Below are 25682 nucleotides of genomic sequence, written 5' to 3'. Positions count from 1 at the left end.
GGTGCCTTTTCGACCGTCACATTCGGGATACCTGATCATGCATCGTTACCGCAGCCACACCTGTGCCGCTCTTCGCAAGTCCGACGTCGGTCAGACCGTCCGCCTCTCCGGCTGGGTCCATCGCGTTCGTGACCATGGCGGCGTGCTCTTCATCGACCTGCGCGATCACTATGGCATCACCCAGGTCGTGGCCGATCCGGATAGCCCAGCCTTCAAGCTGGCCGAGACCGTGCGCGGCGAATGGGTCATCCGCATTGACGGCCTGGTCAAGGCCCGCACCGAAGACACAGTCAACAAGACCATGCCGACCGGCGAGATCGAGCTCTATGCGCAGGAAATCGAGGTTCTCTCGGCCGCCAAGGAGCTGCCGCTGCCGGTCTTCGGCGAGCCCGACTATCCGGAAGATGTGCGCCTGAAGTATCGCTTCCTCGATCTGCGCCGCGACACGCTGCACAAGAACATCGTCAAGCGCACCCAGATCATTTCTGCCATGCGCACCGGCATGGCCGAAGCCGGCTTTGCCGAATACACGACCCCGATCCTGACGGCCTCTTCGCCGGAAGGCGCGCGCGACTTCCTGGTGCCGAGCCGCATCCACGAAGGCAAGTTCTTCGCGCTGCCCCAGGCGCCGCAGCAGTACAAGCAGCTCTTGATGGTCGCCGGTTTCGACCGCTACTTCCAGATCGCCCCCTGCTTCCGTGATGAAGACCCGCGCGCCGACCGTCTGCCGGGCGAGTTCTACCAGCTCGACGTCGAGATGAGCTTCGTCACCCAGGAAGATGTCTGGGGCACGATGGAGCCGATGATGACGAAGGTTTTCGAGCAGTTCGCCGATGGCAAGCCGGTCACCAAGCAGTGGCCGCGCATCCCCTATGACGAAGCGATCCGCAAATATGGTTCCGACAAGCCGGACCTGCGCAATCCGATCGTCATGGAAGCGGTCACCGACCATTTCCGCGATTCCGGCTTCAAGATCTTTGCAAACATGATCGCCTCCAACCCGAAGGTCGAAGTCTGGGCGATCCCGGCCAAGACCGGTGGCAGCAGAGCCTTCTGCGACCGCATGAACGCCTGGGCACAGAGCGCCGGCCAGCCGGGCCTCGGCTATATCTTCTGGAAGGAAGAGGACGGCAAGATCGGCGGCTCCGGCCCGCTCGCCAAGAATATCGGCGAAGAGCGCACCGAAGCGATCCGCACCCAGCTCGGCCTCGAAGCGGGTGACGCCTGCTTCTTCGTCGCTGGCGATCCGGCCAAGTTCTACAAGTTTGCCGGCGAAGCCCGCACGCGCGCCGGCGAGGAGCTGAACCTCGTCGATCGCGACCGGTTTGAGATGTGCTGGATCGTCGACTTCCCGTTCTACGAATACAACGAGGACGAAAAGAAGATCGATTTCGCCCACAACCCCTTCTCCATGCCGCAGGGCGGTCTGGAAGCGCTGGAAAGCCAGGATCCGCTGTCGCTCAAGGCCTATCAGTACGACGCGGTCTGCAACGGCTTCGAAATTGCCTCGGGCTCGATCCGTAACCAGTCGCCGGAGCTGATGGTCAAGGCGTTCGAACTGGTCGGCCTGTCGAAGGACGACGTCGAGGAACGCTTCGGCGGCATGTACCGGGCCTTCCAGTACGGCGCCCCTCCGCATGGTGGCTGCGCCTTCGGCATCGACCGCGTGGTCATGCTGCTCGTCGGTGCGAAGAACCTGCGCGAAATCTCGCTCTTCCCGATGAACCAGCAGGCCCAGGACCTGCTGATGAACGCCCCGTCGCCGGCCACCCCGACGCAGCTGCGCGAACTCGCGCTGCGCGTCGTGCCGCAGCCGAAGAAGGACTGATCCGCAGAGCGGATCTGGAAATGACCAAGGCCGGGAGCGATCCCGGCCTTTCTTTTGTGCATGCGGTGGTTGTGGCGTTCGAGCAGCTTCGGGAGCGCATCAGGATCTCTGACGGCCGACAGGCGGCAGTTTCTATTGAGTGTCAAAAGGTCTCGAAGGATGCGGATTACACTCGGCGGCGCGCGCCCGGCTACGCCTTGTAAAAAGGGTCCCTTGGCCAGCGGCCATGAGCGCATTGCCCAGGCGAAATTGGTCGAATAACCACTGTCCCCGTGGTGAATTCAGGTCCAATCGCGACCGGTTTTTTAACCGGATTCCGGATGGTGCTGCCGTAGCGGAATAGTGCTAAATTTCGCGTTCTTAGACATTGATTAAAAGTCGATAAATGGCTGCAATACAACGATTTTCCTGCCGGAATTAACGCGATTTTCAAAAATGGTCGCGGCAAGCATAATCCGCTATGTTTTTGCGGTTAACAGATGGTTGCTTCCTGCCCCTGACGCACTCTAACTGCGAGCACGGTATTAAGGGGTTAGTCACCATGTCTATTGAAGATCCGCGTCTGTCCAACATCGACACCACTTCTGCGTCTGACGAGTTCGACACTGCCGTCGAGCAGCATCTGGGTTTCGCCGGTGAGGCCGTCGAGGGGATTGAAGTTGCGCAGGCTCAGACCCCGGACAGTGGTCGCACCGATCGCGTTCCGGCCCAGCCGCCGGTCCAGACGGTTGCTGCCACCATTCCGAGCGAGGTGACCCCGGACGCTGACAACGTGGTGACGCTGCCGGCTGGCATCGAACTCGACAACCTCGAATTCGAAGTGGATGGTGAAAACCTGGTGCTGATCCTCGCTGACGGCACGGAGATCGTCGTCATCGGTGGTGCTGCCAATATCCCGACCTTCGTGCTTGGCGACGTCGTCCTTCCCCAGGTCGCTCTGTTCGCAGCACTCGAAGGCTCGAACATCAACGTTGCGGCCGGCCCTGACGGGACCTTCTCGGCCCAGTCGACCCCGAGCAACAGCCGCGCCTTCGAAGACCAGGAGATCGGTGACGGCATCGAGGAATTCGGCTTTAGCGCCCTGCTGGATGGCACGGATCAGGATGATGCCGCCATCAGTGAAGCCGCAGCTTTCGTGGATGATCAGCCGCTTTTCGGTGTCCAGAACAATTTCTCGATCTCTGAAACGGTTCTGGTGGATGGCATTGCTGGCAACCAGACCATCAACGGTCAGATCCTATTCATTCCAGGTAACGATTCCGGAACGATCCGCAGCATTCGCTTTGTCGGCGCCGCAAATGTCGCGGAAGCGGCAGGCGAGACGGGCGGCTCGATAGGGCTGACCTCCGCAGGCGTGCCGGTCGGCATCATCCAATCTTCTGATGGTCTCACCCTCACAGGCACAGCCGCCGGCGTGACGATTTTCACGCTCACGATTACCAATGTCTCAGAGGGCCTCTTCACGTTCACACTGGCCGGACCGGTCGACAATCCCGATATCGGACAGTCCGGCATCAACGACCTTCTGCGCCTGACCTTCAACGTTACCATTACCGACAACGACGGTGACACGATCGATGGCGATTTCGCCATCGACATCGCCGACGATGCGCCGACCGTATCCCTGGGGGCAACGGGTACGGCCGAAGACGAAGCGGTTCTCGACGGCAACAAGGAAAATGAAGAGCCGAACCTGTCGGCCGTTGCAACCGGGTCTCTCAACGTCAACTGGGGCGCCGATAACAACAACGACGGTCTCCTGGGTGATCGCGCGGCCGCCTTCACCAATGCGACTGTAGGCGTCACCGGTGCCTTCGGGACAACGCTGACCTCGCTCGGCAAGACCGTTTCCACCGTCGTTCTGCCGAATGGCACGCTGGTCGGCTATACGCTGACCGAAGGCCAGACGGTGCCGACGACGACGGAAGCGAAGAACATCGTCTTCTTCGCCACCCTTTCGGACGCCGCCAACGGTTCCTACAGCTTTACGCTGGTCCAACCGCTCGATCACGCATCCGGCTCGGATGAGAACACGCTGTCGCTGGCCTTCGGCTATACGGCGACGGATAGCGATGGCGACAGTGTGACGTCCAGCTTCATCGTCAATATTGTGGATGATGTGCCGGTTCAGGGCGAAGTCGGTAAGTCCGTCGGTATCTCCGAAGACGATGTATCCGAATACGAAGCCACGGATACGACGGAGGCTACCAGCGCCACGACGACCGGCTCGCTCGGTATTCGCTGGGGCGCCGACAATGATCTTCGCAACGAGACCGCGGGCGATATGTTCGGCCGCACCGTACGCTTCTTCGGTCCGACAATTTCGGATGGTGAAGGTGAAGGTGAAGGCGAAGGCGAGGGCGAGGGCGACGGCGAAGGCGAAGGTGTAGAGCAACGCCTGGTCGCTTCTGGCAAGGTCTCTGTCGGCATCTATGACGACCCGAGCCTGCTTGGCCTGTCGATTGATGGTGGGACGTTCACCTCGGGTGATCGTAAGCTCAAATTCGAGGTCATCAATCTCCCCAATGGCGGTCAGTCCATCATTGCCTTCTATGAAGAACTGGGCAAAGGCGAGGGCGAGGGCGAGCGACCCCAGCGCGTTGATGTTTTCGAGATAACGCTCGACCCCACGGCTGAAAATGGCAGCTATACCGTCGAATTCTTCCATGAACTCGATCACGATCTTGGGTCTGATCTGATCAGGCTGAACTTCACCTTCCAAGGGACCGACTCCGACGGTGACAGTGCCGAACCTGCCACGGCCACGGTCACGATCGCGGATGACGCGCCGGTTCAGGGAGAGCCGGGTCGGCGGCCGAGCCTGAACGAGGACAATGTCTCGGACTACGACCTGACGGATGCGACGCCGAACCGGGATGTCCGAAAGACTGGCGATGTTTCACTGGGCATCGCCTGGGGTGCCGATGACAGCATCCGTGGCGAGACGTCAGGTGATGACTTCGGCCGTACAGTCCGCTTCTTCGGCTCGACAACCACGGTAGGCGAGGGTGGTGCTCAGGTCACAACCTCCGCCCAGGTTCAGGAAATCGCGACTTCGGACGCTGCAAGGGTTGGCCTTTCCATCCGCGGCGGTACCTTCACCTCTGGCGGCAAGCCACTTTACTATGTGGTTGCTGATCTGCCCAATGGCGGTCAGACGCTGACCGCATTTATTGAGGGTAGTAATCCTGAGGCGAAGGTATTCGAGATCGTTCTCGACCCGACGGCCGTAAACGGCTCCTACACGGTGGAGATCTTCCGCGAGCTCGATCACACTGTCGGCAGCGATGCGCTGCGGATTTCTTTCAAGTATCAGGCTACTGATGCCGACGGCGACACTGCTCCGGCCGGCGAAGCCAGCGTTCGGATCCGCGACGATGAGCCGGTTCAGGGTGAGCCGGGCCGACGTCCGAGCCTCAACGAGGACAACGTCTCGGACTACGACCTGACGGATGCGACGCCGAACCGGGATGTCAAGAAAACCGACGCGATTTCACTTGGCATCGCCTGGGGCGCCGATGACAACATCCGTGGCGAGACGCAAGGGGATGAATTCGGCCGCACGGTTCGCTTCTTTGCCGCTGGCAAGCCAGAAGGAGACGACGGGTCGCCGCTTGCATCTATTGGTGATCAGGTCAGAGCGGAGCGCTACAGCAGTCCGGAGGCCGTCGGCCTTTCCATTCGCGGCGGTACGTTCACCTCTGGCGGCAAGCCACTTTACTATGTGGTTGCTGATCTGCCCAATGGCGGTCAGACGCTGACCGCATTTATTGAGGGTAGTAATCCTGAGGCGAAGGTATTCGAGATCGTTCTCGACCCGACGGCCGTAAACGGCTCCTACACGGTGGAGATCTTCCGCGAGCTCGATCACACTGTCGGCAGCGATGCGCTGCGGATTTCTTTCAAGTATCAGGGCACCGATGCCGACGGCGACAGCGCCGCAGCGGGCGAGGCCAGTGTTCGGATCCGTGATGACGAACCGGTTCAGGGAGACGTCGGCAACGTACCGTCGCTGAGCGAAGATGACGTGTCCGCTTACGACGAGACGGATGCAACGCAGCCCGACGACGTGACACTGACAAACGCGGTATCGCTTGGCATCAGCTGGGGCGCGGATGATGACACACGCGGCAACAATGATGAATTCGGCCGCACCGTGCGCTTCTTCGGTACAGCCTCGAACACGTCCGCTCAGGTTGCAGAAATCACGACAACCAACGCTGCGGCGGTTGGCCTGTCGATTAGAGGCGGAACATTCACCTCCGGCGGTCGTGCGCTGACCTTCGAGGTCATCAATCTCGCCAATGGCGGTCAGACGCTGACGGCCTATTTCATGGACACCAGCGGTACCGAACCGGTTCGCGTCAACGTGTTCCAAATCACACTGGACCCCACCAGCACCAACGGCTCCTACACCCTGCAGATCTTCCAGGAGCTGGACCACAACGTAGGCTCTGACTCGATCACGCTTTCGTTCGCATTCCAGGGCACGGATGCCGACGGCGACAGTGCCGAAGCCGCCACCGCCGGCGTTATCATTTCCGACGATCAGCCGCTGGTCGGCCAGCCCTTCAACACTGGCGTGGTCGAGGAGGAAGAGCGCGAGGTCGCCGGCAGAGGCAACGAGGATCGCGATAGCAACGGCAATCTCGATCAGGACACCCGTCGTGCTGACGATGTGACAACCCAGACAGCCACAGGCACCCTTGCGATCAAATGGGGTGCGGACGACACCAACAGCAATAGCGGCAATCAGCCGGGTGATCGTTCGGTACAGTTCACGGCTGCCGGGATCGAGGTTCTCACAAACCAGGCCCTGACCTCGGACGGCTTAGCGCTGCAATACAAGATCGTGACGATTAGCGGCCAGCCGACGCTGGTTGCCTATACCGGAGCGGAACCGACAACGGTTCCGGACGGTCAGGAAGCGGGGATCGCTGCTGGTATCGTCTTCACTGTCGCTCTCAGCGATGCAGGCGATGGTAGCTTTGTCTTCACTCTGTTCAACACGATTGACCACAACAATTCGCAATCCGGCGAAGACGCGCTGGAGCTGAACTTCCAGTTCACAGCAACCGATGCCGATGGAGACGTAACGGCCCCGGCCTCTTTCAACATCAAGATCATCGACGACGTGCCGACGGCTGCAGGCTCGGGCCCGCGCTATGTCGAAGAGGAAGAACTGCCGAACGGCAATGAAGATGCCAACCCGCTCGGCGTAGAAGTGACAGGCGTGGCGGCGAACGGTACGTGGATCACGAATTCCATCGGCGCCTCGCTGAACATCTCCTGGGGTGGCGATGACGGCAACAGTTCCACCCATGTCGGCTTCACTGGCACTCAGGTCGCCGGTGATCGTTCGGTCGTCTTTGCAACCTCCAACAGCCTGAACGCTGTGGAGATTCTGCCAGAGGCTGCCGGTGCTTTCCTCAAGGTCTACAGCGGCAACACCCTGATTCCGTTGTCAAACCTGACTTCTGAAGGACAGTCTCTCGTCTACAGCCTGTCGAACAATGGCACGGTCCTCACGGCGAAGGCCGGCGAGACGGTGGTCTTCACGGTAACGCTGTCCGATGCCAACAATGGTAGCTACAATTTCAACCTCAGTGGTGTCCTCGACCACCCGGTCAAGGGTGATAGCTCCTGGGACGAAGACGTTCTTTCCTTCAACTTCACCTTCACCGCGCGCGATGGTGACGGCGATATCGTCCGCGACGGTTTCCAGGTCAATGTGATCGACGACTCGCCGGTCATTGGCCGCACGGAGCGCGCGACCGTTGAGGATGAAGCCGTGAACAACGGCAATGACGAACCCGGTAGCCTGGGCAAGTCCGCAACAGGTTCGCTTGCCATTTCCTGGGGTGCCGATGACGGCAACAACGGCTCCGGCCGCGCGGGTGACCGTTCGGTTGCCTTCACCAATGCCGCGGTTGAGGTTCGTGGCGATTACGGGATTAACCTGACTTCGTTGGGGCTTCGCGTCTACACGGCGATCGTTGACGGTGTTCTCGTCGCCTATACCGGCGGTCAGAATGCCGCCCCCTCGGAGTTCGATCCCGCTGACGAAATCCCCGGCAATGTGGTCTTCTACGTCACGCTGTCGGATGCGTCCGATACCGGCACCTACACCTTCAACCTGGTCAAACCGCTCGACCATGATCGTGGTGACGGCGAGAACAATCTTTCGTTGACTTTCAATTTCACCGCGAAGGATTCCGATGGCGACATCGCCCGCGATACTTTCACGGTAAACGTTCGTGACGACGTGGCGATCATTACGGCTCCGACGACGGAAGGAAAGGTCGAGGAAGAGCAGGAAGCCGTGATCGGCTCAGGTAATGAAGACAATAACGCCAACGGCGAAAGCTCTACGGACAACATCGACGCCGACACGGATGCGGACCGCAATGTGACGACCAACGTCGCAACGGGCAGCCTCGGCATTTCATGGGGTTCGGACGACGCCAATGATGGCAATGGTCAGCCGGGTGATCGGTTGGTCCAGTTTGTTAACGTTCCCGGCTTCGGCGAGACTGGCCTCACCTCCAATGGCAGCATGGTCAACTACAGGGTTTTCCAGGTAGCCGGTGGTCAGGTGATCGTCGCCTACACCGGAGAAGTCCGTCCTGGCTCCATCCCGGAAACACCTGAGCAGGCACTCGCCTCCAAGGTCGTGTTCACAGTCGCCATCTCTGACCTCGACAATGGCATCTACACGCTGAAGCTCTTCGATACTCTGGATCACAAGAACTCTGTCCAGGGCGAGGATACGCTGACGCTGAGCTTCCAGTACACCGCCACGGATTCCGATGGTGATGTCACTCGGCCCGCGAGTTTCTCGGTCAAGGTTATCGATGACATGCCTGTGGCTGGCTCTGTGGCCACCCGTTATGTCGAGGAAGAAGCCTTCCAGAGCGGTAACAAGGAGACGGAGGGTACCGTCGAAACAACAGGATCGACAGCCAACGGTAGTGCTGTGGGCGATCGGATCGGCGCCTCGTTGGGCATCAGCTGGGGTTCCGACGACGGTGACCGCGATGTTGTTCGCGGTTTCAACGGAACGCAGTATGCAGGCGATCGCTCCGTTACATTCGATGGCCAGAGCGTATTCGACTACCTGAAGGTCTTTGCTGGCAGCACCGAGATCCCGCTCCTCGAATTGACTTCGGCTGGTCAACAGCTGCTCTATTACACCAGCGCGAACGGGACGGTCTTGACCGCCTATGCCGGCGAGAGAGTCGTGTTTACCGTGACGCTGTCTGACGATGACAGCGGTCGCTACGACTTCGTACTCAGCGGCGTGCTCGATCATCCGGGCAAGGCGTCCGGTGCGGCAAACGAAGATGTTCTGAGCCTAAACTTCACGGCAACGGTGCGTGACGGTGATGGTGATCGCATCACCACGAGCTTTGCTGTCGGCGTGATCGACGACTCGCCGATCATCGTCTCGCCCTTCGAAGGCAAGGTGGAAGACGAAGCCGTCAACGGCGGCAACAACGAAGACGACAGCCTCACCGCGTCCGTCATCAACGGCTCGCTCGGTATTTCCTGGGGTGCCGACAATGCCAACAACAACAGTTTGGTTGGCAACGGCAATCGCTCTGTTGTATTCACCAATGCAACCGTCCAGGTCAGTGGCGCCTACCTCGGCACTACGCTGACATCGCTCGGCCTGGCGGTAAACACGACCGTGATCGGCGGCACGCTCGTTGCTTATACAGGCGATGCTCCGACAAGCTTCAACGTCAACGCTGTTCCGGGCAATGTTGTCTTCTACGCAACGCTGTCGGATGCTTCGACGACCGGATCCTACAACTTTACCTTGCTGAAGCCGCTGGATCACGCCGCGGGCGGAGGCGAGAACGAGCTGACGCTCACCTTCGGCTTCACCGCCACCGATTCCGACGGTGACACCGCATCCTCCACCTTCGTGGTGAAGGTCGTGGATGACATGCTCTCGATCGGCTCACCGGTCGTTGGTATTGTCGAAGAGGAACATCGGGATGTTGCCGGTAGAGGCAATGATGACAACGAGGGTGCCGACGATGGCGACACGGGCGACAACCGCAACGTAACGACGCACCGCGTCGTCGATGGTTCGCTCGACATCAACTGGGGTTCCGACAAGGCGAATGATGCCAATGGCCAGCCCGGCGACCGGTCGGTCGTCTTCAGCACCGCAACGGTCGCTGTGGCAGACGCTTACGGCTCCACGATCACTTCGCTCGGTGAGGCCGTCAAGACAGGCTTCCTGAACGGGACACTCGTCGGCTACACGGGTGATGATCTCCCGCGCAGCCTAGGCAGTGATCGGATCGTCTTCTATGCCACTGTCTCGGATGGCGACCCGAAAGGCAGCTACAGCTTCACGCTGTTGAAACCGCTTGATCATAAAGTAGGGGAAGGTGAAAACCAGCTCACCCTGACCTTTAGCTTCACCGCCACAGACAGCGACGGCGACACGGCCCCGGGGACGTTCTCGGTCAAGGTCATCGACGATATCCCGACCGCGCCGACCAGCGTCACTGCCGCCTATCGTCTCGACGATGAAGGCCAGAATGCGATCGCGACCGGCAATCCCGGCGGCGAACCCAGCGATCCGTATCCGTCTCGCTCCGTTGTCACGGGTGATGAGGGCACGCTCTTCCGCGCTGGCGCCGATGGCGTTTCTGCGATCACAATCAACGGCCCATCCTTCCAGGTGGTCTACGAAAACCGCCAGGGCTTTGCCCAGACGGAGGACGTGACATGGGGCAGTGGTCGCCCCAGCGGCAACGGTTCAGTGACCTTCACCGCGACCAGCACCAACTACCCGAATGGCGCGGCTGTGCTCGTCATTCGCCCGGATGGTTCCTACAGCTTCGAACTGAAGGCTCCGGTGGCGCATGCGACCGCAGGCGAGGACGACAAGCTTCTGTCCTTCGGTTACACCGTTACCGACGGTGATGGCGATGTGAAGAGCGGCACGCTCAACATCACGGTCAACGACGATACGCCCACCGCGCTGCCGGTGGTCGATGCCGCCTGGGTGCTCGACGACGAAGCACACCGGGGGATTGCCGACCCCAACTACTTTGGCCCGAATGATGTAACCCCTTCCGTGGATGAGGTTTGGGGCGGACGAGGCACGTTGTTCTCCAGCGGCTCCGACGGTGTTCGGTCGATCACCATCGAAAACACCTCCTTCGATGTCCTCTATAAGGACGCGCAGGGCTTCTCCAAGGTGGCGACAGTCACCTGGGGTGCTGGCGTCATCGGCGCGGACGGCACGGTGACGTTCAAGGCTGTCAACAGCACCTATTTCCCGAACGGCGCCGCCACTCTGGTGATTGGCACCAATGGAGCGTATGTTTTCGACCTCAACGCGCCGCTCGCGCATGGTACGTCCGGCACGCGTGAAGAAGATGCGACGGTGGCTATCCGCTACACGTTTACGGATGGCGATGGTGATCAGAAGAGCGGCACGCTTAACATTGCCATCAATGACGACACGCCGCAGCAAGATGGCGACGCCACAAATGCGACGCTGAATGAAGACGATCTGGTCGGCGGCAATGACAACCGGCCGAGAGAGGCGCTTTCGACCACCGGCGACCTGAATGTCTCGTTCGGCTCTGATGGCGTGAAGTCATTTGCTCTGACGGCAGCGAACGCCACGTGGGCGGGCAACACTCTTACGGACAATGCCGGCGTTTGGAAGATCGTGGTGGCCGCAAACGGCACCTACACCTTTACGCTGCTCGACAACACGCTGTCTCACGGGCCTGCGGATAATGGCGAGAACACGTTCAGCGTCTCGGTCGGCTATACGGTGACCGACGGTGACGGCGACGAAGTCTCCGGCACGTTCGCCATCCGGATCGTTGATGACGTTCCAGTCGCGACCTCTGCCGTGTCGACGGGAGCGGCCGACGAACTGCTCGTTGCCGACGCCAATCCGGCAACCCCGGAAGTGAAGGGTTTCCTCTCATCGCTCGTCTCCTTCGGCGCCGATGGAGCCCATGCGACGAATGCCTACACGGTCGAGACTCGGAGTCTGTCCACATCTCTGACCTCGCTGACGTCTAACGGCGTCCCGCTGACCTTCACGGTTGACAACAATGTCCTGACAGCGTCGGCCAACGGAACCCCGATCTTTACCTTCGCAGTGAATGCCGTCACCGGTGAATACACCTTCACGCAGGTTGGCCCGATCGACCATATCCAGAAGGTCGTGTTGGATGGCCAGGGATATCCGCTGTCTGTGATTTCGGCTGCCAATGCACAGGTGAAGGTGCCGGCAGTGGGCGGTGATTTGTTCGAGGCCGTGGGGCGTCTGCCGAACGGCGATGTCATCATCCGCGTCACCAATAACGGCGACAACGCCGTCAGCTGGACGCTCGACAACAACTCGGTCACCGGTGACGATCTCGTCCTGAACCTGGCTGCCAATCAGACGGTTTACGTCAATGTCGGCAGCATTCGTATGAGCCCGGCAACGATCTTCGACCTGGATGGCGACAACGCGCCGCGCGGTGATGTTGAAATCGACCGCCGTACCCCTAACATCGAGACGATCGATGGCCGGACCTCTCTGACCCTCGACCTCTCCTCGGCAGTCACGGTTCGGGATGGCGATGGCGATACGCTGGCTCTCTCCAATCAGTTGAACATAACAGTCACGGACTCGACGCCGTCCGTTGCCTCAAACATCAATGGCGAAGTCTTCGAGGACGGCAACAAGTCGGTTGTCGGTCGTGCTCTCGTCAATTGGAACGCCGACAACGGCCCTGCGAAGTCGCTGGTGCTGAACGGCAATCCATCGATCGTGGATGCCAGAGGCAATACTGTCGGGACCTTGTACTCGAATTCCCGGGAAGTCGCCTTTACGACCAACAATGGTGTTCTGATCGCCTACATAGCAGGCCTAGATCCAGCGGTTGCGGACAATCGGGTCTTTACACTGGCGCTCGACGCGGCCACCGGCAGCTACACCTTCACGCTGCTCAAGCCGATCGACCACACGGCACCAAATGGCAACGACCACTTCCTCCAGTTCGGCTTCGCCGCGACGGCAACCGATGCGGATGGCGACGTGCTTCCGGTATCCTTCAACGTCAAGGTCGATGCTGCGGGCACGATCAACGGAAACACCATCTCTTATGCTTCTGTTTCCACTGGCGCCTTCGTCAATCTGAACGAAGCCGCAGAGACCATTTCCTCCCAGCAGGTCGCGGGGCGCACGGCAACCGACCGCACGGGGGGCACCGTCATCGGCGTCGATGCCTTGGGTGCTGTCATCGTCAACGCTGAAGGCGGCAGCGGCAATGACACTCTCATCGGCAACAGTGCCGCCAACGTCCTCACGGGTGGCGAAGGCGACGATGTCCTGGTCGGACGAGACGGCAACGACACGCTCGAGGGTGGCCGGGGCAACGATTTCCTTCAGGGCGATGGCGGCAACGACACCCTGCGCGGCGGCGACGGAAATGACATCCTGAACGGCGGCCGTGGCAATGACGTGCTTGACGGTGGCGTAGGCAACGATTCCCTCATCGTATCCGCCGACATCGACGATGCTGCGGCCTTTGGCCCGCGCAACTTCACGCTCGGCAACGGCGAGATCCTGCCGGTTTCACTGGCCGGACGCTCGGGTGAAGGCGATAGCCTCTCCGGCGGCACCGGTACCGACACGGTGATCTTCACGCCGGCAAGCCCGGACAAGGGCTTCGTCTTCGATCGCGCCAATTCCTCGCTCGATCTCTCGGGTGTCGAAAAGTTCATTGGCACGAATGGTGACGACATCATTCTCCTGCCCAAGAGCTACACGACCACGGAAATCGCCCAGATTGAGATCGACGGCGGCCGTGGCAACGATATTCTTCAGGGTTCGGACGCGCAGGCGGACAAGATTATTGGCGGCATTGGTAACGACCTGATCTCCGGCCTTGGCGGCAACGACGATCTGGACGGCGGAGAAGACAATGACCAGATCTGGGGTGGGGCCGGCGACGACGCCATCCGTGGTGGTGAAGGCAACGACGTCATTTACGGCAACGCCGGTTCCGATCAATTGTCCGGCGGTGCGGGCGATGACACCTTCCATCTGGATGGGGATGTCGTCGGCTCCGGTAGCCGGACCGTCAAGCTCGACAACGGCACGACCCGTTCGATCTCAGTCGTCGGCCTGGCGGGTACGGCCGATGTCGTCACAGGCGGCGCGAATTTCGACCGTATCGTTCTCGACCGTGGCGGCAGAGACGGCTACCTTCACGACACCTTCTCCGCACCGAGCTATATGACCGGTGTTGAGGCGATCGAAGGTACTTCCGGTCGCGACGTCATCCTCGTCGATGAAAACTATATGAGCGACGCCAACGGCGGCGGGATTGCCATTTCCGGTGGTGCTGGCGATGACGTCCTGACCGGTGGCCGAGGCTCCGACCTCATCGAAGGCGGCGCCAACAACGACCTCATCTCCGGCCTGGGTGGCAACGACGATCTGCTCGGCGGCGACGGAGACGATGAGATCTGGGGTGGTGACGGCGACGACACGATCCGTGGCGGCAACAACAATGACGAGCTCTTCGGCAATGCCGGCAATGACACGGTCTATGGTGACGACGGCGATGACGTTCTCACCGGCGGTGCAGGGACCAACAGTCTGTATGGCGGCAGCGGCAACGATATCCTTGGCGGAGACAGCATTCGACAGACGACAGCCTTTGATGGCGGTTCGGGAATTGACATGCTGCACGTCAAGTCACCGGGCAGCAAGGTCACCGTCAATCTGGCCACCGGAACGATCACCGGCGGCCACTACGATGGCAGCACGGTTGCTGGCATCGAGAATGTTAAGAACGAGAGCCCGAACTATGCCGTTGAGTTCATCGGCAACGATGTCGATAACCTGCTGATCGGCGGCAATATGAACGACATCCTCGTCGGCGGCAGGGGTAACGACACTCTGCGCGGCGAGGCCGGCAACGATACGATCCGCCACAACGCCGGCGACGGAGACGACATCGTCGATGGCGGCACGGAAACCGGCAACACCTATCCGGAGTATGACGAACTGGTCATCAACGGTGACGCGACTGCCCGGACCTTCACTCTGGGTCTGGCAAGCGGCGGTCCCGAAATCGGGAATGCCGCGAGCAAGGACATCCTGGTCTCCTACGCAGGCGGTTCTGTCCGAGCCGACGAGATCGAGCGCGTCACTATCAACCTCGGATCCTCTGGCGATACCGTGGTCCTGAACCCGGTCACCGGCTCCGCCATCCTTGCGACGACGATCGTCGTCAATGGCGGCGCGGGCAACGATACGATCGACCTTTCGAATTTTGTCGGCAGCACGGTCCAGATCGTCGATGCCGGTGGCACGGACACCCTGAAGCTCACCAATGTCCGTTGGCAATCGGTAACGGTCACGCAGGAGAACGGTCAGTTCGTTCTGAACTTGCCGAACGGCACCATCGTCAAGGCTGGCGGGATCGAAAGCTTTACCTTCGAAAACGGTACGGTGACGGCCCAGCAGTTGATCCAGCAGAATCCATCGGATATCGATACGACGGGTCTGACGATCGCTGAGAACGCGGGCGAGGGCGCTCTGGTAGGCTCTGTCTCGGCCACCGACGTCAACGGCCCGATCGATCCGCTCACCTACGCTTTCGTTACGAACAACGGCACGTCCCAGACATCACCTGATGGCCGCTTCACGATCAATGCGACGACCGGCGCCATCACCGTGGTCGCTGGCGCGGTGATCAGTTACGAAACCGAAAAGACCATCGACGTCACCATCCGCGTGACCGACAGCAGGCTCGGCTTTATTGACGAGACGTTCACGATCAACGTGACGGACGTGAACGAAGCACCAACAGCTGTTGGTTTCAACAATGTCATGTCGGCGATCGATGAGAACATCGTCGTTGACCCTAACCTCGGCATCAAGGTTGCCGACATCGCGGTGACGGATGATGTGCTTGGCACAAACCAGCTCAGCCTCGTCGGGGATGATGCCGCGTCGTTCCGGATCGACGGAAACGCTCTCTACTTCGTCGGCACCCAGGTGAACTACGAAACGAAGCCGAGCTACAGCGTCTCCGTCCAGGTCAATGATGCGACCGTTGGCGGTACGCCGGACGCCTCGCAGACCTTCACGCTCGCCGTGAACAATCGGAACGATCTGCCGACATCCAACAATGACAGCATCACCATCCTCGAAGACACGGCAACGCCGCTGACACTGAGCGACTTCGGCACGTTCAAAGATGAGGACGGCCAGTCGCTGGCGGCGGTCAGGATTACCAGTCTGCCGGCGAACGGCACACTGCAGTTCAACAACGGCTCGGGCTGGGTGAACGTTACAGGTGCGCCTCTGACGGTTTCTGCTGGCGACATTGCCAGTGGCAAGCTGCAGTTTGTCCCGGCCTCGAACGCCAACGGCGCGAATAACGCCACCATCGGCTTCCAGGTCGGCGACGGCATTGGCTTCAGCACCGAATCCTACAGCTTGAATGTAAACGTCACGCCGGTGAATGATGCGTCCGTCCTTTCGGGAGTGGGGGGCGTCCCCAGACTGTTCGCGACTAGCCCGGTTCTGCTCGACTCCAGCATCACGATTACGGATGTCGATAATGACACCCTGTCGAGCGCGACCGTCCGTATTGCATCTGGCTTCACAGCAGGCGATGTGCTGACATTCAGCCTGTCTCCGACAACAACCGGCAATATTCAAGGAAGTTACGACGCATCCACGGGCATTCTGCGCTTCACGTCCGCCGGCGCGACGGCGACAAAGGCCCAATTTGAACTCGCTCTCGAGAGTGTGCGGTTCTCGTATGACGCTCCGGCATTGGAGCAGGGTGAGCGTACGATCAGCTTCGTCGTGAACGACGGAGTGGTCGACAGTAATGTCGGTACCGTGAGCGTCAGTGTCTACCCCGCCAATGTTGCTCCGGTCATCTCTGGAACCAGCAGCGGTTCGGTCATCGAAGACTTCGGCGATAGCGCCGCTCAGGACGAGCGGGTCGTCAATGGAACGTTCTCCGCCAATACAGGTGGAGCAGCGGTGCCCCCAGGTTGGTCAGCGTCAATTGGCGACCCGAACTATTCGGGCCCGATTACGGCGCACGATGGCAATGCTTTCGCGATATACACTTACCGCACGACCACACCGGATACCTTGTCGCAAGTTGTTCAGACAAAGGCCGGTGTGACGTACGAAGTCGAGTTCGAAGTCGGTACCCGTTTCTCGACGAACAATGAGCTCACAGTGTACTGGGGCGGTATCCCGTACCTGGCACTGAAAGATATCACTCCGATAGAGCAGGGAGTGCCAAGGGCGGCAGTCTACCGCTTCAACGCGCTCGCAACTTCGAACGAGATGGAGCTGAAGTTCTCCGGCTACAGCCCGTCCGCATCGATCTTCCTCGATAATATTTCGGTCAAAGTCGCGGATGTCGAGACGGTTCAGGGCGTGCTCGAGTTCACCGATCGCAACGTCGCAGACGATCATACGGTGACGGTTGGATCTGTACCGTCGGGTTACGTAGGGAACTTCTCCATCACATCGACAGATCTGACGGGAGGCGGCAGTATTGCCTGGAGATTCAGCGTCGAAAACGGCCAGATTAATGGGCTGAAGGAGGGAGAGACCGTTCAGCAGGTGTATCGCATCACTGTCAGCGATGGTGAAGGCGGGGTTGCTCATCAAGACGTGACGGTAACGATCGTCGGTACGAACGATGTGCCTCAGATAACAGTCGTATCTGGCGACAGCGCGGCTGTGACATTGCCGGAAGCCGATGCTGGCTTGGTGGCAAGCGGTACCCTGACGGTGACTGACGTCGATGTGAAGGACGTGGTGACAGCAAGGGCAACTTCCGTGACCGCCACCGGCAACACGGGCGGCCTCACCAATGAGCAGCTTCTCGGTTACCTCAACTTTTCCAACGCTCAGGTGCTGGACAATACCGAGACCACGGACAAGCTCACCTGGAACTTCAATTCTGGCAGCCAGGCTTTCAACTTCCTGGCGGCAGGACAGACCCTGACGCTGACCTACCTTGTGCGTGCGACCGACAATAGCAGCGGTGCGGCATTCGATGACCAGACGGTGACGATCACTATCACCGGCACCAATGATCGCCCGGTCATTGCCGATCTGGACAATATCTCGATTGCCGAAAACCAGGCCGGTGTCTTGATAGACACCTTCCAGGTCAGCGACGTGGATACCGCCTCGGGCCTCACCTTCCGCGTCTTGAACACGGGCGGCACCGAAGATATCCGCTTCGAAGTCGTGCCAGCCAATGGCACGATCGCCGGCCGCCCTGGCACCTACGAGTTGCGCCTGAGGGACGGCCAGAGCCTCGACCATGAGGCGGCGGGCACGGTTTCACTCACGGTCGAGGTCAACGACCAGGCGTCCGGCAACAACATCACCACCCAGCCGGTGACCATCACGGTCACGGACGTGGTGGAGGTGGTCAACCGCCCGCCGGTCGCGAACAATGAGACTTTGGTGTTCGGTGCGATACCCGCACCGCCTTCCGGTGAAGGTTGGACACTGAATTCGGCGAACGGCCACTACTATAAGATCGTCAACACCAACATCTCTTGGGCGGCGGCTCAAGCGGCGGCCGAAGCTGAGGGTGGGTATCTCGCAACAATCACGTCTCAGCAGGAACTGTCCTTCATTCAGGCTCTCCGGGACGCGCAGGTTGACTGGATGAACATACACAATGTCTGGATTGGCGCATCTGATGCCGACCAGGAGGGTGTTTGGAAGTGGGTGACCGGACCGGAAGCCGGCACCACGTTCTGGACGGGAGCACAAAACGGGGTCTCATCCGGGTACGAGAACTGGGGCGCCGGCGAACCCAACAACTGGAGTGGGGGTGCCGGTCAGGACTATGCCGTGATGTATACCTTCGCCGGTGGCATTTGGGACGACGAAACCGGAACGGCAGGCCTAGGCACACAACCGAGCGAGAGCTTCGGCTATGTCGCCGAATGGGGCGGCATGGGCGGCAATGGTGGCGTGTCAGAGGATGTAACCACCACGTTCTCCACTGGCCTGCTGCTCGCCAATGACACGGATCCGGACGGCGATGCGCTCAGCGTCACCGGGCTCGGCTCTGGCAGTACATTGACCGCGACAACCGCCAATGGAGCGACAGTCACGCTGAACACCGTGACCGGGGAAATCTCCTACAACCCGGCCGGTTCGATCGTGATCCAGGCCTTGGGTCAGGGGGCGACGCTGGTTGATACGTTCACGTATACGGTCAGCGATGGCAAGGGCGGCACGGCCACGGCCACCGCATCGATCACGATCAACGGTGTGAATGACGTGCCGACGATCACGGGTCTCACCAGCAGCAGTGTCTCGGAAGATGGCACACTTGTGGCCACTGGGACCCTGACCATCGTCGATGCGGATAGCGGGCAGTCTGCAGCAACGGCAGCTTCCGGTTCGGCAACATACGGAACTTGGTCCATCAATGCTGCGGGAACCTGGACCTACACACTCGACAACTCAAGACCTGCTGTCCAAAATCTGAACACGGGGTATTCGCTGAACGACAGCTTTACCGTGACGACAGCGGACGGCACGCAGCAGGTCATCAACATCACGATCAACGGTGTGAATGAGCAGAGCGCGCCGCTGACGGTGGCAGACACGACGAGTGCGACGAACCGATACGCGTTCTCCGACGACACAAGTTCGATCAACACGATCAATTTCGACGCCAGGACGCTGTTCAATGGTGGTACGGGTGTTGTCAGCTACACCTATCAGCTCATTTACTCGACCAATACCAATGGGTGGAGCGGCAGCACTGGTAATGTCTTCAACGACAATCCTGAAAGCATCGAACAGGGAGTCTATATCTACCGGGCGACGGCAACAGACAGTGTGATGACGGTGTCTACCTATTTCGCGCTCAGCGTGATCCAAGACGGTGGGCTGGTTCTGCGGGTCATGAACGATAGCAATGGGAATGCTACTGGTTCGGCGGCCTGGGTATTCGATCAAACGGGCAATGGATGGGGTGATCTCATCGTCGGCAATGTGCCCAATCCGAACAACGAAGCGAATGCCAACACCGGCAACGATGTGATGCTCGGTCAGGGTGGTGTCAACCGCTTTGATGGCGATGGTAACGACGATACGCTCTACGGCTTTGCCGGCAACGACATCCTTGAGGGCGGCTCCGGAGTCGACTTCATCGACGGCGGTGCTGACGATGACCGGATCACGGGCGGCACCGGCGATGATGTACTCGTGGGCGGCTCGGGCAACGACACCTTCGTCTACTCGGCGGGCGAGGGATCTGATATCTTCGATGGTGGCACAGGGACTGACACGCTTCGCATCAGCGGCAATTTCACGAATGTGAGTGACGCGCGATTGACCGGCGTTGAGCGTATCGAGCTGGCAAGTGCAGTCACGGTCGATCTCTCACTGCAGACCGAGACTGCGGGCTTCAAGATTGTCGGCTCCGGCCAAGATGACGTTATCATTGGCAGTGCTGGATCTGATATCATCGCCGGCGGAGCGGGCAATGATCGTTTGACGGGTAACGGCGGGGCGGATCATTTCCGCTTGGCCACCAACACGGGTACCGACACCATAGTCGGCTTCGTGAGAGGCACCGACAAAATCGCGCTTCTGGACAACAACAACAACGACACCAATAGCGGCAGCGTCAACTTTGCTGGGAGCCAGAATGGTGACGTGCTGCAGGCCTCTGATTTCAAATCGGTCGCTGCAATTGCCAATGTGTTGAACACGTATGATAACCAGCTCATTGTTGTCAGAACCCAAGTCAACGACATCGCAACAAGGTTGATAAATGGCTTGGAGAGGGCATACATCGTTGTCCACAACGGGACCCGCGGAGAGATCTGGTACGACAGTAACTGGGGCAACTCACCAGCAGGGCGACAGTTGGTCGCCGTGTTTGAGAATGCGACACTGACGCAGATCGCTAACCTCACACGGGAAGACTTTGTGGTCTACAGCTCTGCCGCCGACCCGATCATCCTCGACCTCGACAAGAACGGCTTCGCCTTCTCCTCCATCGACAACGGCGTCTTCTTCGACATCGATGCCGATGGCAACAAGGATCAGATCGCCTGGACCAAGGATGACGGCATCCTGGCATATGACGTCGACGGCAATGGCGTGATCGACAACGGCTCGGAAATCTTCACGCCGGATTTCAACGGCGGCAAGTTTGCCAGCGGCGTGGCGGCTCTCGCTTCGCTCGACTCGAATGGCGACGGCAAGATCGATGCGGGCGATGCGGCCTTCAAGGATCTGAAGATCTGGCTTGATGCCGATAATGACGGCATCAGTGATGAGGGCGAGCTCTCGAGCCTCACCGACAACGGTGTCACCAGCCTTTCGCTGGCGACCGACCAGTCGGGTGGCTCGGAAGATGGCCAGGTGATCTTCGCCGAGGGTGAATTCACCTTCGCCGATGGTTCGACCGGCAACTTCGTCGAAGTCGGCTTCGACACGATCTTCGGCTCTGAGCCCGAAGGCGTGACGCTGCATGGTGGCATGGGCGAGGTGGTCATGACCGGCACGGACCGTGCCGACACCTTCGTCTTCGACGAGACGGCACTTGACGGGCTCGACGTCGCCGATGTCATCACCGACTTCAGCACGGCGGAAGGCGATGTGCTCGACGTGACGGCGCTGCTTGACAGCCTGCTGGGCGAGCAGCCCGATGCCACGGTCGATACGCTTCTGCGGGCAACCGTCGAGGGTGGCAACACGACCGTCAGCGTCCAGGCCGAGCCAGGCGTCTGGAAGGATGTGGTCGAGCTGCAGAACCACGACACCGCGATCAAGGTGCTGTTCGAAGACAAGCACACTACGATCATCCCGCACGACTGATCGGCTTCGCCGGGATCGACAAGCAAAAGGGCGCCCATCCGGCGCCCTTTTCGTTTTGTCCGACAGTCTGCGGGCGATTTCGGGGTCGGGCAAAACTGCTTCGGAAGAAGTGAAGTCCTGCATTCTGCGATGGGTGGCCAAGCTTCAGGACATGACAGATGACCAAGCGTTTCAACCCATGAAAAAAGCCCGGCCGCTGTCGCAACCGGGCTTTGATCTTGGTCGAGGAGACGATCAGTCGTTGGCGGTGACCTTGAGTCCGATCAGACCGGGAATGGTTTCCGGCGCGCCCATGGCCGCCCCCATGATCATCGGGAAGGCGACCGGGTTTGCGGGCGCCGCCGCAATCGTCAGCGCCTTCGGATTGTCGATATAGGTGTTGACGGCAGCCGAGACTTCGTTCTGCAGCGCGCCGAGCTTGGCCTGGGCGAGCAGGATCGGCACCATGCCCTTGACCATCTGCGCCATCTGCGCGCCATCCGTGCCCTGGCTCTTGCCGGCATAGTCGAGGCCGCGCTTGGTAATGCCGGCGTCTTCGAAGCGGATCTGGGCATCGACCAGCGACAGCTGCTGCACCAGGCCGAGCATGGCAAGGCCGGCGGCCTGCTGGGCCTGCTCGTTCTGCGGCTCAGCCTGCATCATGCGAGCCTGTTCCTGCATCTGCTTGACGAGGTCGAGCGTGTAGCCGGACATCGAGAAGGCAAGGCTGAGCTTGCCGACATTGGCGAAGTCGATCGAGTAATCCTCGATATCGATCGTGCCGCTCTCGACTTCCCAGCTGCCGGACATGTTCATGTTGCCGTCAAGCGTGGTGAGACCGAGCGCTTCGATCTGCGCCTTGGCCTGTGCATCCTCGACGGTGCTGAGATCGGCCTTCACACCGGTGACGGTGCCTTCGAAAGTGATGGTGCTCTCGTCGTCTGACAGGCCCATGGTGCCGACAGCTTCGGCCATCGAGAAGACCGACTTGCCGTCGACGGTGACATCCACCGGGCCGCTATGGGCTTCCTCGTAGAACATCAGCGAATCAATACCCTCGGCATTGACGTCGCCCGGCACATAGACGCCAGCCAGATAAAGATCCTGAACCTTGAAGCTCGATTTCTCCTCGGTCACGTTGACCTCGGGGAAATCCACGCGCTCGATGTAATAGGCCCCGCCTTCCTCTTCCGTCACACCCTGCAGCGTCAATTCCTGAATGGCCAAAGGCTTGTCAGTACCCTGACCCTCGACCCCGAACTTCACGCCCTTCAGCAGCACGTCGGAGCCCGAGACTTCGATGGCATCAGCTGTGATTGTCGTGCCGCCGCTGGCGAAGGACGCATTGATCTTCTTGAGCAAATCCTGGCCGTCCAGCGCGAAGGCCGGACCGGTGAAGGCGCAGAGCGCGGCGCTCGCGAGCAGAAGTCGGGTGGAGCGGTGCAGGGTCATGAGGGGGTCCTTCGTGCTGGTCCCGCGTCCAACGCGGGCAAAATTCATCGCTGATATTTATAAGTGGGATTGGAAAAACGTCCACCGGTTTTCGCCTCGCAAGGCTAAGGGAAGATTGCGGCGTGATGGCGGTCACAGCGCCTTAATCCACAGGCTGAATCCCCGGATTCCTTGCCGTTGCGGGTCATCTCGGCTAGGCAGAGCCCATGGGGACAAATCAGCTTCCGCCCGAAGAGGGTGGCGATCACATTCTTCCTGTTGACCTGAAGGCGGCGCTCGAAGAGCGCTATCTCGCCTATGCCTTGTCGACGATCATGCACCGCGCGCTGCCGGATGTCCGCGACGGCCTGAAACCGGTGCATCGCCGCATCATCCACGCGATGAGCGAGATGGGCATTCGCCCGAACTCGGCCTTCAAGAAATGCGCCCGTATCGTCGGTGACGTCATCGGTAAGTTCCACCCGCATGGCGACCAGTCGGTCTATGATGCGCTGGTGCGCCTCGCCCAAGATTTCTCGCAGCGTTATCCCGTCGTGGACGGGCAGGGGAACTTCGGCAATATCGACGGCGACAGTGCGGCTGCCTATCGTTACACCGAAGCCCGCATGACCGATGTCGCAGCCCTGCTGCTCGAAGGCATCGATCAGGATGCCGTCGATTTCCGTCCGACCTACAACGAGGAAGACGACGAGCCGACGGTTCTGCCGGGTGCCTTCCCGAACCTCTTGGCCAATGGCGCCTCGGGCATCGCGGTCGGCATGGCGACGTCCATTCCGCCGCACAATGCCCATGAGCTTTGTGACGCCGCTCTTTATCTGATCAAGAACCCCGGCGCGCCCGTCGAGGAACTGCTCGCCGATCCCACCCATCCGGAGCGCGGCGGCATCGAAGGTCCCGATTTTCCGACCGGCGGTGTGATCGTCGAGAGCCGTGCCTCGATGCTCGAGACCTACCGCACCGGTCGCGGTGGTTTCCGTGTGCGCGCCAAGTGGGAGACCGAGGATCTCGGTCGCGGCGGCTACCAGATCATCGTCACCCAGATCCCGTTCCAGGTGCAGAAGTCGCGCCTGATCGAGAAGATCGCCGAACTTCTGGTCGCCCGTCGCCTGCCGCTCTTGGAAGACATACGGGACGAAAGCGCCGAAGACGTGCGCATCGTGCTGGTGCCCAAAAGCCGCACGGTCGATGCCACGCTGCTGATGGAATCGCTCTTCAAGCTCACCGAGCTCGAAAGCCGCATTCCGCTCAACATGAACGTGCTCTCGCAGGGCAAGGTCCCCAAGGTCATGGCCCTCAACGAGGTGCTGACCGAGTGGCTCGACCACCGCAAGGACGTGCTTGTTCGCCGGTCCAAGTTCCGCCTGGCCGCGATCGATCGTCGCCTGGAAATCCTCGGCGGCCTGCTGATTGCCTATCTCAACCTCGACGAGGTGATCCGCATCATCCGCGAGGAGGACGAGCCGAAGCCGGTCTTGATCGAGCGCTTCACGCTGACCGACAATCAGGCCGAAGCCATCCTCAACATGCGCCTGCGCAATTTGCGCAAGCTCGAGGAATTCGAGATCCGCAAGGAGCACGAGGCGCTCTCCGCCGAGAAGGCCGAGATCGAAGCCCTGCTCGCCTCCACGGACAAGCAGTGGCAGACCGTCGCCTGGGAAATCGGCGAGGTGAAGAAGAAATACGCCAAGGCGACCGAACTCGGCCGCCGCCGCACCGTCTTCTCAGACGCGCCTGATGCCGATGTCGAGGCAATCCAGCAGGCGATGATCGAAAAGGAACCGATCACCGTCGTCATCTCCGAAAAGGGCTGGATCCGTGCGCTGAAGGGCCACATCTCGGACACCTCCTCGCTGACCTTCAAAGAAGGCGATGGCTTGAAGGTGGCCTTCCCGGCCCAGACGACCGACAAGATCCTGCTCGTCACCACCGGTGGCAAGGTCTACACGCTCGGCGGCGACAAGCTGCCTGGTGGTCGGGGCCATGGCGAACCGCTGCGCATCATGGTCGACATGGAAAACGACCAGGATGTGTTGACCGCCTTCGTCCATGACGCGAGCCGCAAGCTGATCTTTGTCTCGACCGCCGGCAACGGCTTCATCGTGCCGGAGGGCGAGGTTGTCGCCAACACCCGCAAGGGCAAGCAGGTGATGAATGTCGGCATGCCGGATGAGGCGAAGCTCGTTGTGCCCGTCAGCGGCGACCACCTGGCTGTCGTCGGCGAGAACCGCAAGCTGCTCGTCTTCCCGATCGCCCAGATCCCGGAAATGACCCGTGGCAAGGGCGTCCGCCTGCAGCGCTACAAGGATGGCGGCATCTCCGACGTGAAGTTCTTCACGCTCGCCGAAGGGCTGACCTGGGCAGACAGCGCTGGCCGCACCTTTACCAAGACCAGGGAAGAACTGGTGGAATGGCAGGGGGACCGCGCTTCGGCCGGCCGTCTGGTGCCCAAGGGCTTCCCACGCAGCGGCAAGTTCTCGGGCTGATCAGGAACGAGGAAGGTTAGGGAGCCGGTCGCCATGCGGCCGG

General features: G+C 60.2%; 5 protein-coding genes. 4 read left to right on the top strand and 1 reads right to left on the bottom strand.

Annotation, left to right across the window (positions count from 1 at the left end):
- The first annotated feature begins 37 nt into the window (after positions 1-37).
- From aspS to AC1PUL_RS10310, 3 genes are all read left to right on the top strand, one after another.
- Complete coding sequence (gene aspS, locus AC1PUL_RS10320) at positions 38-1828, top strand: aspartate--tRNA ligase (protein ID WP_480468247.1); 1791 nt, start codon at positions 38-40, stop codon at positions 1826-1828.
- 20 nt (positions 1829-1848) lie between these two features.
- A complete protein-coding gene (locus tag AC1PUL_RS10315; protein WP_480468246.1) occupies positions 1849-2031 on the top strand; it encodes a hypothetical protein in 183 nt (60 codons plus the stop codon).
- Between the two features lie 338 nt (positions 2032-2369).
- The gene (locus tag AC1PUL_RS10310; RefSeq protein ID WP_480468245.1) at positions 2370-21725 is read left to right on the top strand and encodes a T1SS-143 repeat domain-containing protein; all 19356 of its coding nucleotides are present in this window, start codon (positions 2370-2372) and stop codon (positions 21723-21725) included.
- Positions 21726-21959: 234 nt separating this feature from the next.
- Here AC1PUL_RS10310 and AC1PUL_RS10305 read toward each other — a convergent pair whose 3' ends face one another.
- Entirely contained in the window at positions 21960-23156 is a 1197-nt protein-coding gene (locus tag AC1PUL_RS10305) for a hypothetical protein (RefSeq protein WP_480468244.1), read from the bottom strand.
- A 206-nt stretch (positions 23157-23362) separates the two neighbouring features.
- Here AC1PUL_RS10305 and parC point away from each other — a divergent pair, with 206 nt between their 5' ends.
- Positions 23363-25639, top strand: coding sequence for a DNA topoisomerase IV subunit A (gene parC / locus AC1PUL_RS10300; RefSeq protein WP_480468242.1), 2277 nt, complete (start codon positions 23363-23365; stop codon positions 25637-25639).
- Positions 25640-25682: the final 43 nt, after the last annotated feature.

Source organism: Rhizobium sp. P43, assembly GCF_056730705.1.
Note: the sequence above shows the minus strand (reverse complement) of the source record. Positions and strands in the feature narration are given on the sequence as shown.